This is a genomic window from Streptomyces sp. NPDC005393 (genome assembly GCF_040606675.1).
GTDB lineage: Bacteria > Actinomycetota > Actinomycetes > Streptomycetales > Streptomycetaceae > Streptomyces.
In genome coordinates this window covers 1-18,503 of the sequence record NZ_JBEXFG010000083.1, presented here as the reverse complement: position 1 = coordinate 18,503, position 18,503 = coordinate 1, and the positions used below count along the sequence as shown (strand labels likewise).

Annotated in this window: 13 protein-coding genes; 9 read left to right on the top strand and 4 right to left on the bottom strand. The window is 72.4% G+C overall.

The genetic code is table 11. The annotated features are described in order from the left end of the window. Positions 1-96: 96 nt before the first annotated feature. From ABZS71_RS34415 to ABZS71_RS34405, 3 genes are all read right to left on the bottom strand, one after another. Complete coding sequence (locus ABZS71_RS34415) at positions 97-984, bottom strand: hypothetical protein (RefSeq protein WP_356216497.1); 888 nt, start codon at positions 982-984, stop codon at positions 97-99. Between the two features lie 189 nt (positions 985-1,173). After that, on the bottom strand, positions 1,174-2,340 hold the full coding sequence (locus ABZS71_RS34410) for a metallophosphoesterase (RefSeq protein ID WP_356216494.1): 1,167 nt from the start codon (positions 2,338-2,340) through the stop codon (positions 1,174-1,176). A gap of 216 nt (positions 2,341-2,556) precedes the next feature. Next, on the bottom strand, positions 2,557-3,657 hold the full coding sequence (locus ABZS71_RS34405) for a LacI family DNA-binding transcriptional regulator (RefSeq protein WP_355849581.1): 1,101 nt from the start codon (positions 3,655-3,657) through the stop codon (positions 2,557-2,559). A gap of 405 nt (positions 3,658-4,062) precedes the next feature. Between ABZS71_RS34405 and hisC the strand changes: the two genes are divergently transcribed. The 6 genes from hisC (at position 4,063) to ABZS71_RS34375 (ending at position 14,806) form a co-directional block, all read left to right on the top strand. Further along, positions 4,063-5,142, top strand: coding sequence for a histidinol-phosphate transaminase (gene hisC / locus ABZS71_RS34400; RefSeq protein ID WP_355849578.1), 1,080 nt, complete (start codon positions 4,063-4,065; stop codon positions 5,140-5,142). Between the two features lie 207 nt (positions 5,143-5,349). Continuing rightward, positions 5,350-6,939 (top strand): cytochrome ubiquinol oxidase subunit I, encoded by a 1,590-nt coding sequence (locus ABZS71_RS34395; RefSeq protein WP_355849575.1) that lies wholly within the window; start codon positions 5,350-5,352, stop codon positions 6,937-6,939. 15 nt (positions 6,940-6,954) lie between these two features. Continuing rightward, positions 6,955-7,956, top strand: a complete 1,002-nt coding sequence (gene cydB, locus ABZS71_RS34390) for a cytochrome d ubiquinol oxidase subunit II (RefSeq protein ID WP_356216491.1) — start codon at positions 6,955-6,957, stop codon at positions 7,954-7,956. A 27-nt stretch (positions 7,957-7,983) separates the two neighbouring features. Next, positions 7,984-12,069, top strand: a complete 4,086-nt coding sequence (gene cydD / locus ABZS71_RS34385) for a thiol reductant ABC exporter subunit CydD (protein WP_356216488.1) — start codon at positions 7,984-7,986, stop codon at positions 12,067-12,069. 50 nt (positions 12,070-12,119) lie between these two features. After that, entirely contained in the window at positions 12,120-13,769 is a 1,650-nt protein-coding gene (locus ABZS71_RS34380) for a GAF domain-containing protein (RefSeq protein ID WP_356216485.1), read from the top strand. 191 nt (positions 13,770-13,960) lie between these two features. Further along, positions 13,961-14,806 (top strand): hypothetical protein, encoded by an 846-nt coding sequence (locus ABZS71_RS34375; protein WP_356216482.1) that lies wholly within the window; start codon positions 13,961-13,963, stop codon positions 14,804-14,806. A 57-nt stretch (positions 14,807-14,863) separates the two neighbouring features. On the opposite strand, the gene ABZS71_RS34370 is transcribed toward ABZS71_RS34375, so the two are convergent. Continuing rightward, positions 14,864-15,745, bottom strand: coding sequence for a Cof-type HAD-IIB family hydrolase (locus tag ABZS71_RS34370; RefSeq protein WP_355849686.1), 882 nt, complete (start codon positions 15,743-15,745; stop codon positions 14,864-14,866). A 157-nt stretch (positions 15,746-15,902) separates the two neighbouring features. On the opposite strand from ABZS71_RS34370, the gene ABZS71_RS34365 reads away from it, so the two are divergent. From ABZS71_RS34365 to ABZS71_RS34355, 3 genes are all read left to right on the top strand, one after another. Beyond that, positions 15,903-16,811: an LLM class flavin-dependent oxidoreductase gene (locus ABZS71_RS34365; RefSeq protein WP_356216479.1), complete on the top strand. Its 909-nt coding sequence runs from the start codon at positions 15,903-15,905 to the stop codon at positions 16,809-16,811. A 112-nt stretch (positions 16,812-16,923) separates the two neighbouring features. Beyond that, positions 16,924-17,829 carry a zinc metalloprotease HtpX gene (gene htpX, locus ABZS71_RS34360; RefSeq protein WP_355849512.1) on the top strand — a complete coding sequence of 302 codons (906 nt, stop codon included), beginning with the start codon at positions 16,924-16,926 and terminating at the stop codon, positions 17,827-17,829. A 6-nt stretch (positions 17,830-17,835) separates the two neighbouring features. Then, a complete protein-coding gene (locus ABZS71_RS34355) occupies positions 17,836-18,432 on the top strand; it encodes a hypothetical protein (RefSeq protein ID WP_356216476.1) in 597 nt (198 codons plus the stop codon). Positions 18,433-18,503 lie beyond the last annotated feature (71 nt).

Here is an 18,503-nt window from a genome sequence, read left to right as displayed (position 1 = left end):
GACAGAACCAGCTACAAAGCCACCATCAGCATCGACATCCTGACCGCCCGCACCCCTTGACGCTCAACACCCAGCACTAACTACACGGCGTTGGGTCTAGTCCGGCTGGTGCTCCGGGCCGCCGTAGTCGGGGCTGGTGAAGTCGGGGCTGCTGTAGCGGGGGCGGGCCTTGGGGCCCTCGCCGTCGGTGCTGAAGCCGGGGCGGGTGTAGCCCAGGTGGGGGGTGCGCCCCGTCGTCCCGGACCTGCCGGGGACGTACGTCGGGGAGGAGGAGGCCGAGGCGGCGGGGGCCGCGGGGTTGGCCAGGGCCTCGCGCAGAAAGGGCAGCACGCCGCGCTCCATCAGGGCCTGCCGCCAGAGCTCTCTGGCTCGGTCCATTTCCTCGAGCTGCTCGCTGCGTGCCCCGCCCCGGATCGCGCTGGAGCCGTTGCGCAGCGCGGTGAGGAGGAGGCCGATGGCGGCGATCAGGATGCCCGCGGCGGTGAGCGCGGCGAAGAACCAGCCCGCGGTGATCATCGGCTTGGCGATGGACGGCGCGGGGTCCAGGACGCTCAGGACGTAGCCGACGATGAGGAAGATGAGCGCGGCGGCTCCGGCGAGCACCGGGGCCAGCACGGCGAGCATGGCCACGAGCCCCGCCCCGGCTGCGTTCTGCACCGCGTCGGCGAGCCCCATCGGGCCGTCCGGGTGCTCGCCGCCGTCGCCGTCGCCGCCGTCGCCGTCGCCGCGGTCGCCGGCGAGGGGCAGCAGCGGGGTGGGCTCGCGCAGCTTGGCGCGGGCGTCGACGTAGTCCTGGTACTCGGTGGCCGCGCATGCCGATATGGCGGCCGAGGCGCTGAGCGCCATGGTGCGCAACTGCTCGGCGTTGAGCCGCTGCCCTATGCCGCTGAGGTCCGGGCGACGGTCCGCGGTACGCAGCGCTTCGTCGAGAACTCGCTCGAACTCCGGGCGGTCCTCGGTCAGCAGGTGCGGAGCGCTTTTCATGGTGCATCCCCCGATGCTCCGTAGGGCCTTGGTGCCGGCTTCACCGGGCAGTCGGGCGGAAACGGAGGAGAGCCTGCGACGGATAAGCCGATGGTAGAGCGGATCCGGCGCTGGGTGACAGCGGGTTTCGCGAATTGCTCCCGCGCCGGTGAAACTGTCTACCTGCCCCTGACAGCGCCTGCTGAATCCTCAGACGTCGAGGGGAAGGTGGACGACCAGCAGCTTTCCGGCCATGGTGACGCCGCCGTCCATGGCCACCGCGAGATTGTCCGCGTAGACGTGCGGGCCCTCGACGGCGGGTGCCCCACCGTCCTCGCCGTCCTCCGAGCCGACTTCGCCCAGCAGATACGGGATCGGGCTGTGGCCGTGGACGATGCGCTCTCCGCCGTAGATGTCGAGCAATTCGCGGACCGCCGCCGGCCCGGCGTCCTCGTCGCGGAAGGCGAAGCGCTTGGTGAATTTGCGGAACAGGTCCCAGCACTCGTCGGCGTCGCTGCGCTGCAGGGTCTCGGTCACGGTGTCGTTGACGGCCTCGATCGAGTCGCCGTAATCCAGATAGGCGGTGGTATCGGAGTGCACGAGCAGATGCCCGTCCTCCTCGGCCATCGCGTCCAGCCGTGACATCCACTGCAGATGGTGGTCCTCCAGCCGCTCCATATCGGTGCGCTGGCCGCCGTTGAGCAGCCAGGCGGCCTGGAAGGAGGCGGTGCCGGCGCCGGAGTTGACCGGCGTGTCACCGAACCGCTTGGCGCCGAGCAGCAGCAGCTCGTGGTTGCCCATCAGCGCCTTGCAGTAGCCGCCCGCGGCGGCGGCCTCGGCGGAGAGCTGCATGACGAGGTCGATGACGCCGATGCCGTCCGGTCCGCGGTCGGTGAAGTCGCCGAGGAACCAGAGCCGGGCGTTGCCCGCGGACCAGTTGCCCTTGGCGTCGATCAGCCCCTGGGCGGCGAGCGCCTCGCGCAGCTCCTCGTAGTAGCCGTGGACGTCGCCCACGACGTACAGCGGGCCGGGGCCCTCGTCCTCGGCGAGCGGCCCGTGCTCGGGCTCGGGCACCGGGGTGAGCGCGACGGTCGTGCGGTCCTGCGGGGGGACGAGCGGGGTGTCCGGGAGGGTGTGGCCCGGGCCCATGACCGGGAGGCGCTCGGTCGGGGTGTAGGCGTCGGGCAGGAGCTCCGGTGCGGACGGGACGGGCTCGGGCCCGGCGGGCGCGGGCGGCGCGGGCGCGGGTGGCGCGGGCGAGGGCGCGGGCGTGCTGGGCGGGGTGGACGCCCCGTACGCGGGCACGGGCGGGATCGCCGCCATGGTCCCTGCCGTGGCTTCCAGACCGGCCCCCTGAGTCATCGACCCCTCCACCATCGCGCCGCCGTGCCACCTTGTGGACCTTGCCTGGTCGACGGCGGTCCACGGTGTCGTCCGCCCATCATAGGAATGACCGTGAGGGCTTGTGACGCACCAGGGTGCCGTCAATCCGTGCGTGATCCTGCTTGGACGGTCTTTTATCCCGGATTGGCCCGGTAGGGGAAGCCCATCGACCTCAGGTCCTCCTCCGGTCATCCTTGACTCGCTCTCAGGTCAGCCTCCGGTGCGGCTGCGCGGGGCGCTGACCGTCGTACGCGGCGGACGGCGCTGGGACGACGTCCGCACCATCAATTCGGTGGGTATGACCTGCTCGACCGGGTGGTCGGTGTCAAGCCCCTCGATGGCGTCGATGAGCAACTGTACGACCGCGGTGCCGATCCGGCGGGGTTTGAGTGAGAGGGTCGTGATGGGCGGCTCGGTGGTGCGGTAGACCGTCGACTCGCTGCAGCACACCAGCAGCAGGTCCTCGGGGACCCGCAGCCCGTAGCGGCGGGCGGCGGCGAGCAGATCGGTGCCGTTGGGGTCGAAGAGGCCGTATACCGCGTCGGGGCGGTCGGGGCGGGCGAGCAGCCGGTCGGCGGCGACGGCCCCGGCACAGGGGTCGTGCGCCGGGTACGCCTCGTAGACCGGATCCTGGCCCACCATCTCGCACCAGCGCAGATACGCGGTGGTGGACAGCCGGGTGTAGGTGTCGGTGGAGGTCCCGGTGAGCAGCCCGATGCGGCGGGCGCCGGCCTCGGCGAGATGATCGAGCAGGCCGAGCACGGCCGCCTCATGATCGTTGTCGACCCAGGCGGTGACAGGGAGGGTGCCGGCCGGGCGGCCGTCGCTGACGACCGGGATGCCCTGGCGGAGCAGCTCGGCGACGACCGGATCGTGGTCGGAGGGGTCGATGACGACGGTGCCGTCGAGGGCGACGTTGGACCACACGTCGTGGCGGGAGGTGGCGGGGAGGATGACGAGGGCGTAGCCGCGGGCGAGCGCGGCGGAGGTCGCGGCGCGCGCCATTTCGGCGAAGTAGGCGAACTCGGTGAAGGTGAAAGGTTCATCCCCGTACGTGGTCACGGTCAGGCCGATGAGGCCGGACTTGCCGGTACGGAGGGTGCGGGCCGCGGCGGACGGGCGGTAGCCCAGCCGCTCGGCGACCTCGCGGACATGGCGGCGGGTGGCATCCGGGAGCCTTCCCTTGCCGTTGAGCGCGTCGGAGACGGTCGTGATGGAGACCCCGGCGGCGGCGGCCACGTCCCGGATGCCCGCCCGCCCTAACCGGCGGCCGGTCGACCGGCTCACCTGGTGCTTCCCTGCTGCTGTCATGGCCAGCCGATAGTAGGGCTCGGGCGGCCGGTCTGCGCGATTCCGCCATCGGTATTCGGAAGGCACGTTTCTGCATGAGCGCTCTCGCCAATTCCCTTGGAAGCGAAGCCAGTTGGCGGACCCAGGGGGGCCTCTGTTCGCCTCTGGCATATCCACGCCTACTGATTGGTCGATGTCTCGAAGAGGTCTCAACTCACCTGCACGGGTGATGCGCGCCACGGCGCTCGCCACCGGCGCGCGCCGAAAAACGGGGCGCTCCCCCGGTGGGTACGCGGGCTCGGGCGGCGGGTACGCGGGCCTTCCCGGCGGGTACGCGGGGCGGGGGAATCCTCATAAGGTGTGCAGTATTGCCGTGTGCGACCCCTGCGCACGGTACGGGACGGGAAGGGCCGAGGAGGACTGTCGGTGACCGAGAAGAACCCCAAACTGCGTGCCGCGCTGGACGGCGTTCCGACGTACAAGCCCGGCAAGCCGGCCGCCGCGGGCGGCCCCCTCGCCTTCAAGCTGTCCTCCAATGAGAACCCCTATCCGCCGCTGGCCGGGGTGCTGGAGACCGCGGCGAACGCCGCCGCCTCCTTCAACCGCTACCCCGACCTGGCGTGCACCGCGCTGATCGCCGAGCTCGCTCGCCGCTTCGAGGTGCCGCTGGAGCATCTGGCGACCGGAACCGGCTCGGTCGGCGTCGCCCAGCAGCTGGTCCAGTCCACGGCCGGACCGGGCGATGAGGTGATCTACGCCTGGAGGTCCTTCGAGGCATATCCGATCATCACTCAGATCGCGGGAGCGACGCCGGTCCAGGTTCCGCTGACCGATACCGAGACGCACGATCTGGACGCGATGGCGGACGCGATCACCGACCGGACCCGGCTGATTTTCGTCTGTAATCCCAACAACCCGACGAGCACCGTGGTGCGCCGGGCCGAGCTGGAGCGGTTCCTGGACCGGGTGCCGGCCGATGTGCTGGTGGTGCTGGACGAGGCGTACATCGAGTTCATCCGGGACGATGCGGTCCCCAACGGGATCGACCTCTACCGGGACCGGCCGAATGTGTGTGTGCTGCGCACCTTCTCCAAGGCGTACGGCCTGGCCGGGCTGCGGGTCGGCTTCGCGATCGCCCATGAGCCGGTCGCGGCGGCGCTGCGCAAGACCGCGGTGCCCTTCGGCGTCAGCCAGCTCGCCCAGGACGCGGCGGTCGCCTCGCTGCGCAGCGAGGACGCGCTGCGCGCGCGGGTGGACGCGCTGGTGACCGAGCGGTCGCGGGTGTGGGAGGCGCTGACCGGGCAGGGCTGGACGGTCCCGGACTCGCAGGCGAACTTCGTCTGGCTGCGGCTGGGGGAGCGTACAGCCGACTTCGCCGCGGCGTGCGAGGCGGCGGGCGTGGTGGTGCGCCCGTTCCCGGGTGAGGGGATGCGCGCCACGATCGGCGAGCGCGAGGCGAACGACATCTTCCTGCGGGTCGCCGAGGAGTTCCGCAAGGAGATCTGAGGGCCTCCGGAGCCGGGATCCCGGGAGCTGTCAAGGGACCTTTCGGGGTGCCGCCGAGGCGCAGAGGATACCCATACATACCCCCTTCGCCCCCTACCACCCCCCGTGGGAGGGGGCGAAGCCCTGTGCGTATGATTGCTTGTGAATGTGAATACGTTCACAAGCTCGCCTCGGAGGGCGCAGGCAAGACCGTAAGGAGAGATTCACGTGAATCTGGCTCTGGCGCCGGAAACGCTGGCGCGATGGCAGTTCGGAATCACGACCGTCTACCACTTCCTCTTCGTCCCGCTCACGATCTCTCTTGCCGCCATCACCGCCGGTCTGGAAACCGCCTGGGTCCGCACGGGCAAGGAGAAGTACTTCCACGCCACCAAGTTCTGGGGCAAGCTCTTCCTGATCAACATCGCGATGGGGGTCGTCACCGGCATCGTGCAGGAGTTCCAGTTCGGTATGAACTGGTCGGACTACTCCCGCTTCGTCGGTGATGTCTTCGGCGCCCCACTCGCGATGGAGGCGCTGCTCGCCTTCTTCTTCGAGTCGACCTTCATCGGTCTATGGATCTTCGGCTGGGACAAGCTGCCGAAGAAGATCCACTGCGCCTGCATCTGGATCGTCTCGGTCGGCACCGTCCTGTCGTCGTACTTCATCCTGGCCGCCAACTCCTGGATGCAGCATCCGACCGGCTACACGATCGACAAGGCCACCGGAAAGGCCCAGCTCACCGACATATGGGCGGTGCTCACCCAGAACACCACCCTGGTCGTGGTCTTCCACACGCTCACCGCGGCCTTCCTCACCGGTGCCGCCTTCATCGTCGGCATCTCCTCCTTCCATCTGTGGCGGGCCAAGCGCCGGGCGGACCGTGGCGAAGAGCTGGGCGAGCGGCGGAAGAAGCAGATCGGGGCCATGCGGGCCTCGCTGCGGGTGGGCCTGGTCGTCGCCGTGATCGCGGGGCTGGGGACCGCGCTCAGCGGTGACCAGCTCGGCAAGGTGATGTTCGAACAGCAGCCGATGAAGATGGCGGCGGCGGAGGCGCTGTGGGACACCCAGGCGCCCGCGCCCTTCTCGGTCTTCGCCGTCGGCGATGTCGGCAAGGGCCACAACAGCGTCGAGCTGGAGATCCCCACGGCGCTGTCCTTCCTCGCGCACAGCAACTTCAGCGACGCCGTCCCCGGGATCAACGACGTCGCCCGGCAGGAGGCCGCCGCCTACGGGGGCCGGCCGGAGGACTACATCCCCAGCATCTTCATGACCTTCTGGGGCTTCCGGCTGATGATCGGCTTCGGTATGACCTCGTTCGTCGCCGGGCTCATCGGGCTGTGGACGACGCGGCGGAAGCGGTGGCTCGCACCCGCCTTCCGCACCGGCGAGGACGAGGTCCCGCGGCTGATGCTCACCGCGAAGCGCGAGATGAGCCCCCCGCTCACCAAGTGGTCCTGGCGGATCGGGATCCTCACCATGGGCTTCCCGCTGATCGCCAACTCCTTCGGCTGGATCTTCACCGAGATGGGCCGCCAGCCCTGGGTGGTCTACGGACTGATGAAGACCGCCGACGCGGTCTCCCCCGGGGTCAGCCGGACCGAGGTCCTGATCTCGCTCGGCGTCTTCACCCTGCTGTACGGGGCGCTCGCGGTGATCGAGGTACGGCTGCTGACCACGTACGCCAAGGCCGGGCCGGACACCGACGAGAAGCCGCCCGCCAAGGACCCGAAGCTGCGGCTGCCCTCGGGCGGACCGGGCGGACCGGGCGCCTCGGCCGAGGAAGCCGCCGACAAGCCGCTGACCTTCGCGTACTGACGGCCGGAGAGACTCATGCACCTTCACGACTTCTGGTTCCTGCTGATCGCCTTCCTGTGGACGGGCTACTTCTTCCTCGAAGGCTTCGACTTCGGCATCGGCGTGCTCACCAAGCTGCTCGCCCGTGACCGCACCGAGCGCCGGGTCCTCATCAACACCATCGGCCCGGTCTGGGACGGCAACGAGGTCTGGCTGATCACGGCGGGCGGTGCGACCTTCGCCGCCTTCCCCGACTGGTACGCGACGCTCTTCAGTGGCTTCTATCTGCCGCTGCTGGCCATCCTGGTCTGCCTCATCCTGCGCGGCGTCGCCTTCGAGTACCGGCACAAGCGCACCGAGGAGCGCTGGCAGCGCAACTGGGAGCACGCGATCTTCTGGTGCTCGCTCCTGCCCGCGTTCCTGTGGGGAGCGATCTTCGCCAATCTGGTGCACGGGGTGCCGATCGGCGCGGACAAGAACTACGCGGGCGGCCTGGGCGATCTGATCACTCCGTACGCCCTGCTCGGCGGGCTGGTCACGCTGGTGCTGTTCACCTTCCACGGCGCCGTCTTCGCCGCGCTCAAGACGGCCGGGGACATCCGGGTGCGGGCGCGGCGGTACGCGGCATGGCTCGGTGTGGCCGCCGTCGTGGTCGCGCTGCCGTTCCTGGTCCGGACCCAGTGGGACAGCGGCAACGCACGCAGCCTGGTGGCGGTGGCCGTCGCGGTGGTGGCGCTGGCCGTGGCGCTCGTCATGAACCAGCGGGGACGGGAGGGCTGGGCCTTCGCCCTGTCCGGGGTGGCCATCGCGGCGGCGGTCGCGATGTTCTTCCTCGCGCTCTTCCCGGACGTCATGCCTTCCTCGCTCGATCCGCAGTGGAGCCTGACGGCGGCGAATGCCTCCTCCAGCCCCTACACGCTCAAGATCATGACCTGGCTCGCGGTCATCATGACCCCGCTGATCATGGCCTACCAGGCATGGACGTACTGGGTCTTCCGCAAGCGGATCGGCACCCAGCACATCCCCGCGGCGCACTGAGCCCCTTCGCTGGATGGTGTGTTTCACGTGAAACCAATCGACCCCCGGCTGCTGCGGCACGCACGAGCGACCCGTTTCTACCTGGCCGCGTCCGTGATGCTGGGCCTGGCCGGGGCTGGGCTGGTCATCGCGCAGGCGATGGTGATCGCCGAGGTGGTGGTGGGCGCCTTCCAGCGGGGTGACGGGGTGGGCACTCTGACGCTCCCCCTGGCACTGCTGGCGCTCATCGCCGCCGGCCGGGCGGTCGTCTCGTGGCTGACCGAGCTGGCCGCGCACCGGGCGAGCGAGGCGGTCAAGTCGGAGCTGCGGCTGCGGCTGTTGGGGCGGGCGGTGCGGCTGGGGCCCGGCTGGCTCGACTCCCAGCGGACCGGTGAGCTCACCACCCTCGCCACCCGGGGCATCGACGCGCTCGACGACTACTTCGCCCGCTATCTGCCGCAGCTGGGGCTGGCCGTGGTGGTGCCGGTGGCGGTGCTCGCCCGGATCGTCACCGCCGACTGGGTCTCGGCGCTGATCATCGTTGTCACCCTGCCGCTGATCCCGCTCTTCATGGTCCTCATCGGATGGGCCACCCAATCCCGGATGGACCGCCAGTGGCGGTCGCTGTCCCGGCTGTCCGGACACTTCCTCGATGTCGTCGCCGGGCTGCCGACGCTCAAGATCTTCGGACGCGCCAAGGCCCAGGCGGAATCGATCCGCGCGATCACGGCCGACTACCGGCGGGCCGCCCTGAAGACCCTGCGGATCGCCTTTCTGTCCTCCTTCGCCCTGGAGTTGCTCTCCACGGTGTCGGTCGCGCTGGTCGCGGTCGGCATCGGGATGCGGCTCGTGCACGGGGAGCTGGATCTGTACACCGGACTGGTGGTGCTGGTGCTCGCGCCCGAGGCGTATCTGCCGCTGCGGCAGGTGGGCGCGCAGTACCACGCGGCGGCGGAGGGGCTGGCGGCGGCGGACGAGGTGTTCGCCGTGCTGGAGCGCGAGCCGTCGGGCGCGGGCGTCGACGACGCCCCCGACGCGCGGGGCGCCGCGCTGGCGGTGGACGGGCTGCTCGTCCGCCACGCCGGGCGCGCCGGACCGTCACTCGCGGCGACCTCGTTCGAGGTCCGCCCGGGGGAGACGGTGGCGATCACTGGCCCCAGCGGCGCCGGGAAGACGACGCTGCTGAACGCTGTGCTCGGCTTCGCGGAGCCGTCCGAGGGCCGGGTGCTCATCGGTGGCCGGGATCTGGCGTCGCTCGACCCCGAGAGCTGGCGCCGCCAGATCGCCTGGGTGCCCCAGCGTCCGTATCTCTTCGCGGGGACGATCGCGGAGAACGTCCGGCTCGCGCGGCCGGACGCCGATGACGCGGCGGTACGGGCCGCCCTGCGGGACGCGGGCGCGCTCGGCTTCGTCTCCGCGCTGCCGGAGGGGGACGGGACCAGGCTCGGCGAGATGGGCGCGGGCCTGTCCGCCGGCCAGCGGCAGCGGATCGCCCTGGCGCGCGCCTTCCTGGCCGACCGTCCGGTGCTGCTGCTGGACGAGCCGACGGCGAACCTGGACGGCGAGACGGAGGCGGAGGTCGTCGAGGCGGTGCGGCGGCTGGCGGCGGGCCGCACGGTCCTCCTGGTCGTCCACCGCCCGGCCCTGCTGCCCTTGGCCGACCAAGTGCTGAACCTCCGCGGCCCTGCCGCCACCCCGCCCCGGCCCGGCGCCGGAGGCGGCGCTGCCGCCGCGTCCGCGGCGCTGACGGCCGCGCGCAGGTGTGCCGAGGCGCGCGTGGTGCCGGCCGCGCCGGACCCGGCTGCCGGTGAGTCCGCGGCACCGTACCGCGTTCCGCCCCAGGCGGGTGGCCGATCCAACGAGGTGGGCGCGACGGCGACGGGCACGAACGGTGCGGCGGCGGCATCGGTCGCCGGGGCTTCGGCCACGCCTGGCGCGGGCTCGGAGCAGTCACCGGACGGCTCGCACCCAGCGCAGGGGACCCGGCCCGCCGAGCCGTCGGTGTGCCGTACGGACGGCGCGAGCAGCGCGGTGACGAATGGGGCCGGTGCCTCCGGAGGGGCAGCGGATCGAGCGCTCCCGGGCGCCGACGATATGGCGCGCCTTACCGGAGCGGCCGACTCGTCCCGGCCCGCCACCGGTGACGGCGTGCCGCATGAGCCGGCGGTGGACGCTCCGGGCCCGGCGGTGGACGCTCCGGGCCCGGCGGCCCGCGCGGACGCGGCGGCCGGAGCCGACGGGCGTCCGGGTGGAGCACGGGACGGCGCGGCGGACCACGCGCTTCCGGCGGGGGCACGGGCGGTGTCGGCCGGCGCCGACCGTACCGCGTCGCCCGGCGCGCTCGCGCGCCCACCGCGCGGGGCGCTGGCGCGGGTGCGGGGGACGGCCCGGGGGTGGCGGGGGCGGTTCGGGCTCGCGCTGCTGCTCGGGAGCCTCGCGCTCATCAGCGCCGTCGGGCTCCTGGCCGTCTCCGGATGGCTGATCTCGCGCGCCGCCCAGCAGCCGCCCGTGCTCTATCTGATGGTGGCGGTCACCGCGACCCGGGCGTTCGGAATCGGCCGGGCGGTCTTCCGCTACGTCGAGCGTCTCGTCTCGCACGACGCCGTACTGCGGGTCCTGGCCGATCTGCGGGTCGCCGTCTACCGGAGGCTGGAGCGGCTTGCCCCGGCGGGGCTCAAGGAGACGCGGCGCGGCGATCTACTCTCCCGGCTGGTCGCCGATGTGGACGCCGTCCAGGACTATTTCCTGCGCTGGCTGCTGCCCGTCGGCACCGCGCTGACCGTGGGCGCGGCCTCGGCCGGGTTCCTCGTGTGGGTGCTGCCGGAGGCGGGGGCCGTGCTGGCGGCGGGGCTGGTGGTGGCGGGGGTGGGGGTGCCGGTCGTATCGGGGGCGTTCGCGCGGCGCGCGGAGCGCCGGCTGGCCCCGGCGCGCGGTGCGCTGTCGGCCCAGGTGGTCGATCTGCTGACCGGAACCGCCGAGTTGACGGTCGCGGGCGCGCTGCCGCGCCGGCTGGACGCGGTGCGCCGCGCCGACGGGGCGCTCACCCGGATCGCCCGCCGGGGGGCGGCGGCCGCCGGTGCGGGCGCCGGGCTCTCCGCGCTGGTCTGCGGTCTGACGGTCGCCACGGCCGCGTGGGTGGGCGTACGGGCGGTGGCGGACGGCCGGATCCACGGGGTGTGGCTGGCCGTCGTGGTGCTGACGCCGCTGGCCGCCTTCGAGGCGGTCGCGGGTCTGCCGCTCGCGGTGCAGCACCGGCAGCGGGTGCGGCGGGCCGCGGAGCGGGTGTACGAGGTGGTGGACGAGCCGCTGCCGGTGCGTGAGCCGGAGGCGGCGCACCGGGTGGCGGCTCCGGGGTCGCCGTTCCCGCTCGTGCTGCGCGGGATCACGGCCCGCCACCCGGGGCAGCGCACCCCCGCCCTGGACGGGTTCGGGCTGGAGCTGCGCCCCGGCCGCCGGGTCGCCGTCGTCGGTCCATCCGGGGCGGGCAAGACGACGCTCGCCCAGGTGCTGCTGCGCTTCCTGGACGCCGAGGGCGGTACGTACACCCTGGCGGGCCGCGACGCCGCCGCCCTGGACGGGGACGCGGTACGCCGGCTGGTCGGGCTCTGCGCACAGGACGCGCATGTCTTCGACAGTTCGCTGCGCGAGAACCTGCGGCTGGCGCGTACCGGTGCGGACGACGCCGAGCTGCGCGCGGCGCTGGCCGCGGCCCGGCTGCTGGAGTGGGTGGACGGGCTGCCGGACGGCCTCGACACGCTCGTCGGCGAGCAGGGCGCGCGGCTCTCCGGCGGTCAGCGGCAGCGGCTGGCGCTGGCCCGCGCGCTGCTGGCGGACTTCCCGGTGCTGGTGCTGGACGAGCCCGCGGAACATCTGGACCTGCCGACGGCCGACGCGCTGACGGCCGATCTGCTCATCGCGACCCAGGGCCGTACGACCGTACTGATCACGCACCGGCTGGCCGGGCTGGAGGCGGTCGACGAGGTGATCGTGCTCGACGGGGGCCGGGCCGTACAGCGCGGGACGTACCGGGAACTGGCCGAGGCCGACGGGCCGTTCCGCCGGATGCTGGAGCGCGAGGCCCCGGAGGGCGCAGTGCCGGCGCCCGCCGCGCAGCCCGTGGGGAGCGGGCGCTAGCGCGTCCGGGCATACGGCGTTCATCGGGATCATTCATTACGCTCGGGGATATGGCGGCCGCTGCCCCCTCGCAGGACCCTCTGGATGCCGCCGCGGACGAGACCCGCGGTCTGCGGGTGCTGTCCACCGAGCTCACCGCGCGGCTGCCGCGGCTGCTGGAGGCGATGCGCTCCCTCGGCACCGGTCCGGAGCTGCGCACGGTCCTCGACCGGATCGCCGGGACCGCCGCCGAGCTCGCGGGCGCCCGCTGCGCCGTGATCGGCGTGAACGACGCCACGGGCCAGGGTCTGGCCGAGGTCGTGACGTACGGCGAGAGCGCGGCGGACCGGGAGCGGTGCGGTGCGCTGCTCGCCGCTCTGCCCAGCGGGGCGCGACCGGCCGGATATCCGTCGGGCCCTCTGCCGCCGCGCTCGTTCCTCGGGGTGCCGATCCGGGTCGGTGAGGAGATCTTCGGCAATCTCTGTCTCGCCGAGAAGCGGAACGGCGGTGAGTTCACCGTGTCCGATCTGCACATGGTCACGGTGCTGGCCACCGAGGCGGGCATCGCCATCGGCAACACCCGCTTCCATGAGGCCACCCGGCAGCGCGAGCGCTGGATCGAGGGCTCGGCCGCGGTGACCCACTCGCTGCTGTCCGGCGACCCCGAGGACCCGCTGGCCGTCATCGCCGAGAAGGCGCGTCATCTCGCCGGAGCGGAGGCGGGCATCGTGCTGCTGCCGGAGGCCGGCGGGAGGCTGACGATCGTGGCGGTGGACGCCGAGGACCCTTCCGAGCTGCTCGGTACGGCCGTCCCGGCCGACTCCCCGGCCCTGTCGCGGCTGCTGGCCGGAAAGCCGGTCTTCATCGACGATCCGGCCTCCGATCCGCGGCTGGTCACCGGCGTGCTCGGGCCCTACGGGCCGAGCATGATGCTGCCGCTGAGCAGCGGTGAGCGGGTGCTCGGCGTACTGACCACCCCGCGCGGGCGCGGCGCCGTCCCGTTCACCGCCACCGAACGCACCCTGGCCACCCAGTTCGCGGCGCAGGCAGCGGTGGCGCTGGTGCTCGCCGAGGCGCAGCGCGACCGCGAGCGGCTCGCGGTCTTCGAGGAGCGCGACCGGATCGCCCGGGATCTGCACGACCTCGTCATCCAGCGGCTCTTCGCGACCGGGATGATGCTGGAGAGCGCACAGCGCCAGTCGGACGCGCCGGAGGCACGGGAGGGGATCGAGCGGGCCGTCGAGGAGTTGGGCGCGACCATCCAGGAGGTGCGGACGGCCATCTTCGCGCTGCGGCAGGGGCCGGCGGAGGCGCCGGTCGGGCTGCGCACCCGGGTGCTGCGGGAGGTCGGGTCGGCCGCCCTACCGCTGGGCTTCCGGCCGTCGCTCACCTTTGTCGGGCCGGTCGACTCGCGCGTCGGCGAGCTGACCGCCGCGAACCTCATCGCGGCGCTGCGCGAGGCACTGTCCAACGCCTTCCGGCACGCACGGGCGGGGCGCATCGAGGTGGTCGTGGACGCGACCGTGCGGCTCCCGGACGGGCAGGCGGGGGTGCGGCTGACGGTCGCGGACGACGGGGTGGGCATCCCGGCGGGCGGTCGGCGCAGCGGTCTGACGAACCTGGTGCGGCGGGCGGAGGTGCTGGGCGGATCGAGCGCCGTCGAGCCGGGGCTCGGGGAGGGCGGGCGCGGCACGGCGGTGGTGTGGGAGGCACCGCTGTAACGGCTGGTGCAACGGCCGTCCCCGTCGCCTGGCCGGCCCAACGCCTCACCTGCGCGGTCCAACCATCGCCCCGTCAGCATGCGGGTCGTCGTGACCGACGGTGGGATGAGCCTCGCGGGCCGTTCGGTCGTTCGTATCCCATCGCACTCCGCGACAGCAGGTGGCCCGACCGCGGGGAAGGAAGACATGACGTGAACAGCCAGATCCCTACTTCTCGACGATCCCGGAAGAGCCGGGTCCTCCTCGCCTCCATGGCGGCAGCGGCGGCCCTGACCGGCCAGCTGCTGACCATGTCCCCCACCGCTCACGCAGTTGACGACCCCGCGGGCGGCGGCGGCCGCCCCAAGCCGCCCAAGCCGCCGTCCGTCATCCACGGAGTGCGGGAGTTCACCGCGGACGGGGCCTTCACGCCTCCCGCGGGAGTCACCTCGGTGCACATCCAGGCCTGGGGTGCCGGTGGCGGTGGCGGCGGTGGCGGCGGCGCTGCCGGCGCCACGCTGGGGGGTTCCGGCGGCACTGGTGGTGGCGGTGGGTCCGGCGGCTTCACCTGGTGCGTCATCCCCGTCACGCCTGGCCAGACCTACACCGTGGACCTGGGCACCGCCGGTACCGGTGGCCCCGGTGGCCCTGGCGGTCTCACGGCCACCAGCCCCGGATCTCCCGGTACCGCCGGTACGGCCGGGACCGCGACGACTCTGGCCTCCACCAGCGGCGTCCAGCTCACCGCCACGGGCGGCACCGGCGGTGGCGCCGGTGGCGGCGGCACGGCCAACCCGGGCACCCCGGGCGCCGGCGGCATCGGCGGCACCGGCTCCTGCAACAGCCTCTCTGTGGTGAACCGCAGCGGTGAGAACGGGGAGTCCGGCGCCACCGGCGGCGAGGGCGGCGACGCGGTCGACGGCATTGTGGAACTGCCCCCGACGAACAGCAGCGAGGGCGGCGACGGCGGTCTCGGCGGCACTGGCGGCACCACGCCGGGCGCTCCGGGCGCGCCCGGTACCAACGGTGGCAACGGCTACCTCGTCTTCTTCTGGTAATCCCGCTCAGCCAACCGCGCCCCGCCCCCCGGCCCCAGGGCCGGGGGGCGGTTCCCGCTATCCCGCCAGGATCCGCTCGATGACGGCGGCGACGCCGTCCTCGGTGTTGGCGTCGGTGCGGTGCGTGGTCGCGGCGAGCACCTCCGGGTGGGCGTTGGCCATCGCGTACGAGGTGCCCGCCCAGCTCAGCATCTCCAGGTCGTTGGGCATATCGCCGAACGCCACGACCTCCTCGGCGGTGATCCCGCGCTCGGCGCAGCACTGGGCCAGGGTGCTGGCCTTGCTGACCCCCGGCCCGCTGATCTCCAGCAGGGCGGTCGGGCTGGAGCGGGTGAAGTCGCCGTGGATGCCCGCGGCCGCGCGGGCCAGCTGGAGAAAGGCGTCGGGCGCCAGCTCGGGGTGGTGGGCGAGCAGCTTGAGGATCGGGGTGTCGGCGTGCGGGAAGCCGTCGTCGAGCAGCTTCTCGGCGGAGCCGTAGACCGCGCCCGGGTCGAGATGGAAGGGCGGGTACTCGGGCTCGTAGAAGATGCCGCCGCTCCGCTCGACCGCGAAGGACGTGCCCGGGGCCGCCTCGCGCAGCGCCCCTACGACGGCGAGCGCGCCGGCGGCGGCCAGCGGGCGGATCTCGGTCAGCAGCCCGCCCTGGTGCAGATCGACCACGGCGGCGCCGTTCGCGCAGATCGCCAGGCCGTGTCCGTGCACATGGGCGCTGACGACATCCATCCAGCGGGCCGGGCGGCCGGTGACGAAGAACACCTCGATGCCCGCCCGCTCGGCCGCGGCGAGCGCCGCGACGGTGCGGTCCGAGACCGTCTTGTCGTCCCGCAGCAGGGTGCCGTCGAGGTCGGTGGCGATCAGCCGGGGCCGGGGCGAGGCGGTGGCCGAACGGTCTGTGGCCGGGGTCTCGGGCTGCTCGGTAGCTGGGGTCACGGCAACCATCTTCCCGCATATGCCGCTCAGCGGTGCGGGAAGGACGCTCACGTGCGTACCGGGGGCGCTTTGGGTGCGTCCCGGGCCGTCCTTGGCGGGCGTCCTCCTGGCCCCGGCCGTACCGGTCGTGCACTGCTGTCAGCAGCGACCGCTTAGGCTCGGCGGTATGCGACTGAGCACCGTGATCCTGCCTGTCCGCCGCTGGTCCGAGGGCGGCAGGGAGCAATGGCAGCGCGCCGAGGAACTGGGCTTCCACGCGGCGTACACCTATGACCACCTCTCCTGGCGCAGCTTCCGGGACGGCCCCTGGTTCGGGGCGGTCCCGACGCTGACGGCGGCCGCGGCGGCGACCTCGCGGCTGCGCCTGGGCACCCTCGTCACCTCCCCGAACTTCCGGCACCCGGTGACCCTCGCCAAGGAGCTGATCTCGCTGGACGATGTGTCCGACGGGCGGATCAACCTCGGCATAGGGGCGGGCGGCTCCGGCTTCGACGCGACGGCGCTGCTGCGCGGCGACGAGGAGGCCTGGGCGCCGCGGGAACGGGCGGACCGGTTCGGCGAATTCGTCGAGCTGCTGGACCGGCTGCTGACGCGGGACGTGGTGACGTACGAGGGCGCCCACTACAGCGCGCGGGAGGTGCGCAACATCCCCGGCTGTGTGCAGCGGCCCCGGCTGCCGTTCGCGGTGGCCGCCACCGGTCCGCGCGGGCTGCGGCTCGCGGCGCGATACGGCCAGGCATGGGTGACCACGGGGGATCCGAAGATCTTCGAGACGGGGACCCCGGACGATTCGCTGGCCGCCATCGGCGGCCAGATCCAGCGGCTGGGCAAGGCGTGCGCGGACGCCGGGCGGGATGTGAACAAGCTCGGCAAGATCCTGCTCACCGGCTTCACCCCGGACGGCGGACGGCCGCTGAGCTCCGTGGACGCCTTTGTGGACTTCGCGGGCCGGCACGCGGCGCTGGGCATCGACGAGATCGTCCTGCACTGGCCGATCGCCGACTCGGTCTTCGCGGCGGACCCCGCCGTCTTCGAGAAGATCGCCACGGAGGGCGTGGCGCAGCTCGGCGGGTGAGAAGCGCGTAAGGAGAGACCGGGACGGCTCTCCCGTATGCCGCGAAGACAGAGACAAGGAGCAGAATCGGGTAGAGAGGCTGTCGCCGCCGCAGTGACTGTGGGAGGCACCCATGCATACCCGCTACCCCCCTGACCGGGGGCTGACCACCCGCATGGTCATGACGATGTTCCTCATCGGCCTGCTCTATGTGGTCTTCGTCGGCGTGCTGATCGCGCTGTTGCGCGGGGCCTGGCCACTGATTCTGATCATCGCGGGCGGGCTGTTCGTGGCGCAGTTCTGGTTCAGCGACCGGATCGCGGCCTTCAGCATGGGCGCCCGGGAGGTCACCCGGCAGCAGGCGCCCGAGCTGCACGGCGCGGTGGACCGGCTGTGCGCGCTCGCGGACATGCCCAAGCCCCGGGTGGCCATCGCCGAGACCGATGTGCCCAATGCCTTCGCCACCGGCCGCAGTCAGAAGAACTCGCTGGTGTGCGCGACGACGGGGCTGCTGCGGCGGCTGGAGCCGGACGAGCTGGAGGGGGTGCTGGCGCATGAGCTGTCGCATGTGGCGCACCGCGATGTGGCGGTCATGACCATCGCCTCCTTCCTCGGCGTCCTGGCGGGCATCATGACCCGCGCCGCCCTGTGGGGCGGGCTGAGCCGCGGCAGCCGGAACAACAACGCGGGCATCGCGGTGCTGATCATCCCGCTGGTCAGCGCCGTGATCTACGCGATCAGCTTTCTGCTGACCCGGCTGCTGTCCCGCTACCGCGAACTGTCCGCCGACCGCGCCGGTGCGCTGCTGACCGGGCGGCCTTCGGCGCTCGCCGCCGCGCTGACCAAGGTGACGGGGCAGATGGCCCGCATCCCCACGCGCGATCTGCGCAAGGTCGAGCCGTTCAACGCCTTCTTCTTCGCCCCGGCGCTGTCCGGGAAGAGCATCAGCCGGCTGTTCTCCTCGCATCCGACGCTGGAGCAGCGGCTCCAGCAGCTGGCCCGCATCTCCGCACAGCTGGGCCAGGCGGGGAGGGGCTGAGGGCGCATGGGATTCTGGGACGCCATCCTCGGCCGCACCAAGCCCGTGCGGCCCGATCTCGACCGTCTGTTCGGGCTGCCGGGGGCCGCGGTCACCCTGGAGGCGGAGACCGGCTTCACCCCCACGGGGCAGGGGTCGGTGTGCTTCGCCAGCGTGGAGGGCGGCGCCTTCGCCCGGATCCAGCGGGATGTGGGAGAGCTGCTGGACGCGGATACGGACCGGGGCGGTGTGCCCGTGGAGTTCAGCCAGGACGGATACGGCTATACCTGGCTGCTCGCCCACCAGGCGCCGGACGATGTGGCGAGCCTGGTCAACGATCTGCACGCGGTCAACACGCTGCTCCAGGACGCGGGCTTCGGCCCTCAGCTGCTGTGCTCGCTGATCGGCTTCCACAACGCGTCGACGGGGCGCTCGCTCGCCCTGGTGTACCTCTACAAACGGGGCACCTTCTACCCCTTCGCACCGCTGCCGGGCGGCGGAGAGAAGCGGGACAGCGGCCTGGAACTCCAGGTGCGGGCGCTGCTGGGGGACGAGCTGCGGATCGAGGAGGATCTGAGCCGCTGGTTCCCGGTGTGGGGCGGCCGGTCAGGAAGGCCGGGGTGAGGCCGAAGGAGGTGACGAGCCGGAAGAGGGCGGTCTCCAGCGCGAAGAGGGCCGCCTGGGTCACCCCGGTC

Excerpts from the sequence above, each read along its gene's own strand:
- ABZS71_RS34415 (WP_356216497.1), bottom strand. The coding sequence starts at position 984 with ATGAAAAGCGCTCCGCACCTGCTGACCGAGGACCGCCCGGAGTTCGAG.
- ABZS71_RS34410 (WP_356216494.1), bottom strand. The coding sequence starts at position 2,340 with ATGGTGGAGGGGTCGATGACTCAGGGGGCCGGTCTGGAAGCCACGGCA.
- ABZS71_RS34405 (WP_355849581.1), bottom strand. The coding sequence starts at position 3,657 with ATGACAGCAGCAGGGAAGCACCAGGTGAGCCGGTCGACCGGCCGCCGG.
- cydB (WP_356216491.1), top strand. The coding sequence starts at position 6,955 with ATGCACCTTCACGACTTCTGGTTCCTGCTGATCGCCTTCCTGTGGACG.
- ABZS71_RS34380 (WP_356216485.1), top strand. The coding sequence starts at position 12,120 with ATGGCGGCCGCTGCCCCCTCGCAGGACCCTCTGGATGCCGCCGCGGAC.
- ABZS71_RS34370 (WP_355849686.1), bottom strand. The coding sequence starts at position 15,745 with ATGGTTGCCGTGACCCCAGCTACCGAGCAGCCCGAGACCCCGGCCACA.
- ABZS71_RS34365 (WP_356216479.1), top strand. The coding sequence starts at position 15,903 with ATGCGACTGAGCACCGTGATCCTGCCTGTCCGCCGCTGGTCCGAGGGC.
- htpX (WP_355849512.1), top strand. The coding sequence starts at position 16,924 with ATGCATACCCGCTACCCCCCTGACCGGGGGCTGACCACCCGCATGGTC.
- ABZS71_RS34355 (WP_356216476.1), top strand. The coding sequence starts at position 17,836 with ATGGGATTCTGGGACGCCATCCTCGGCCGCACCAAGCCCGTGCGGCCC.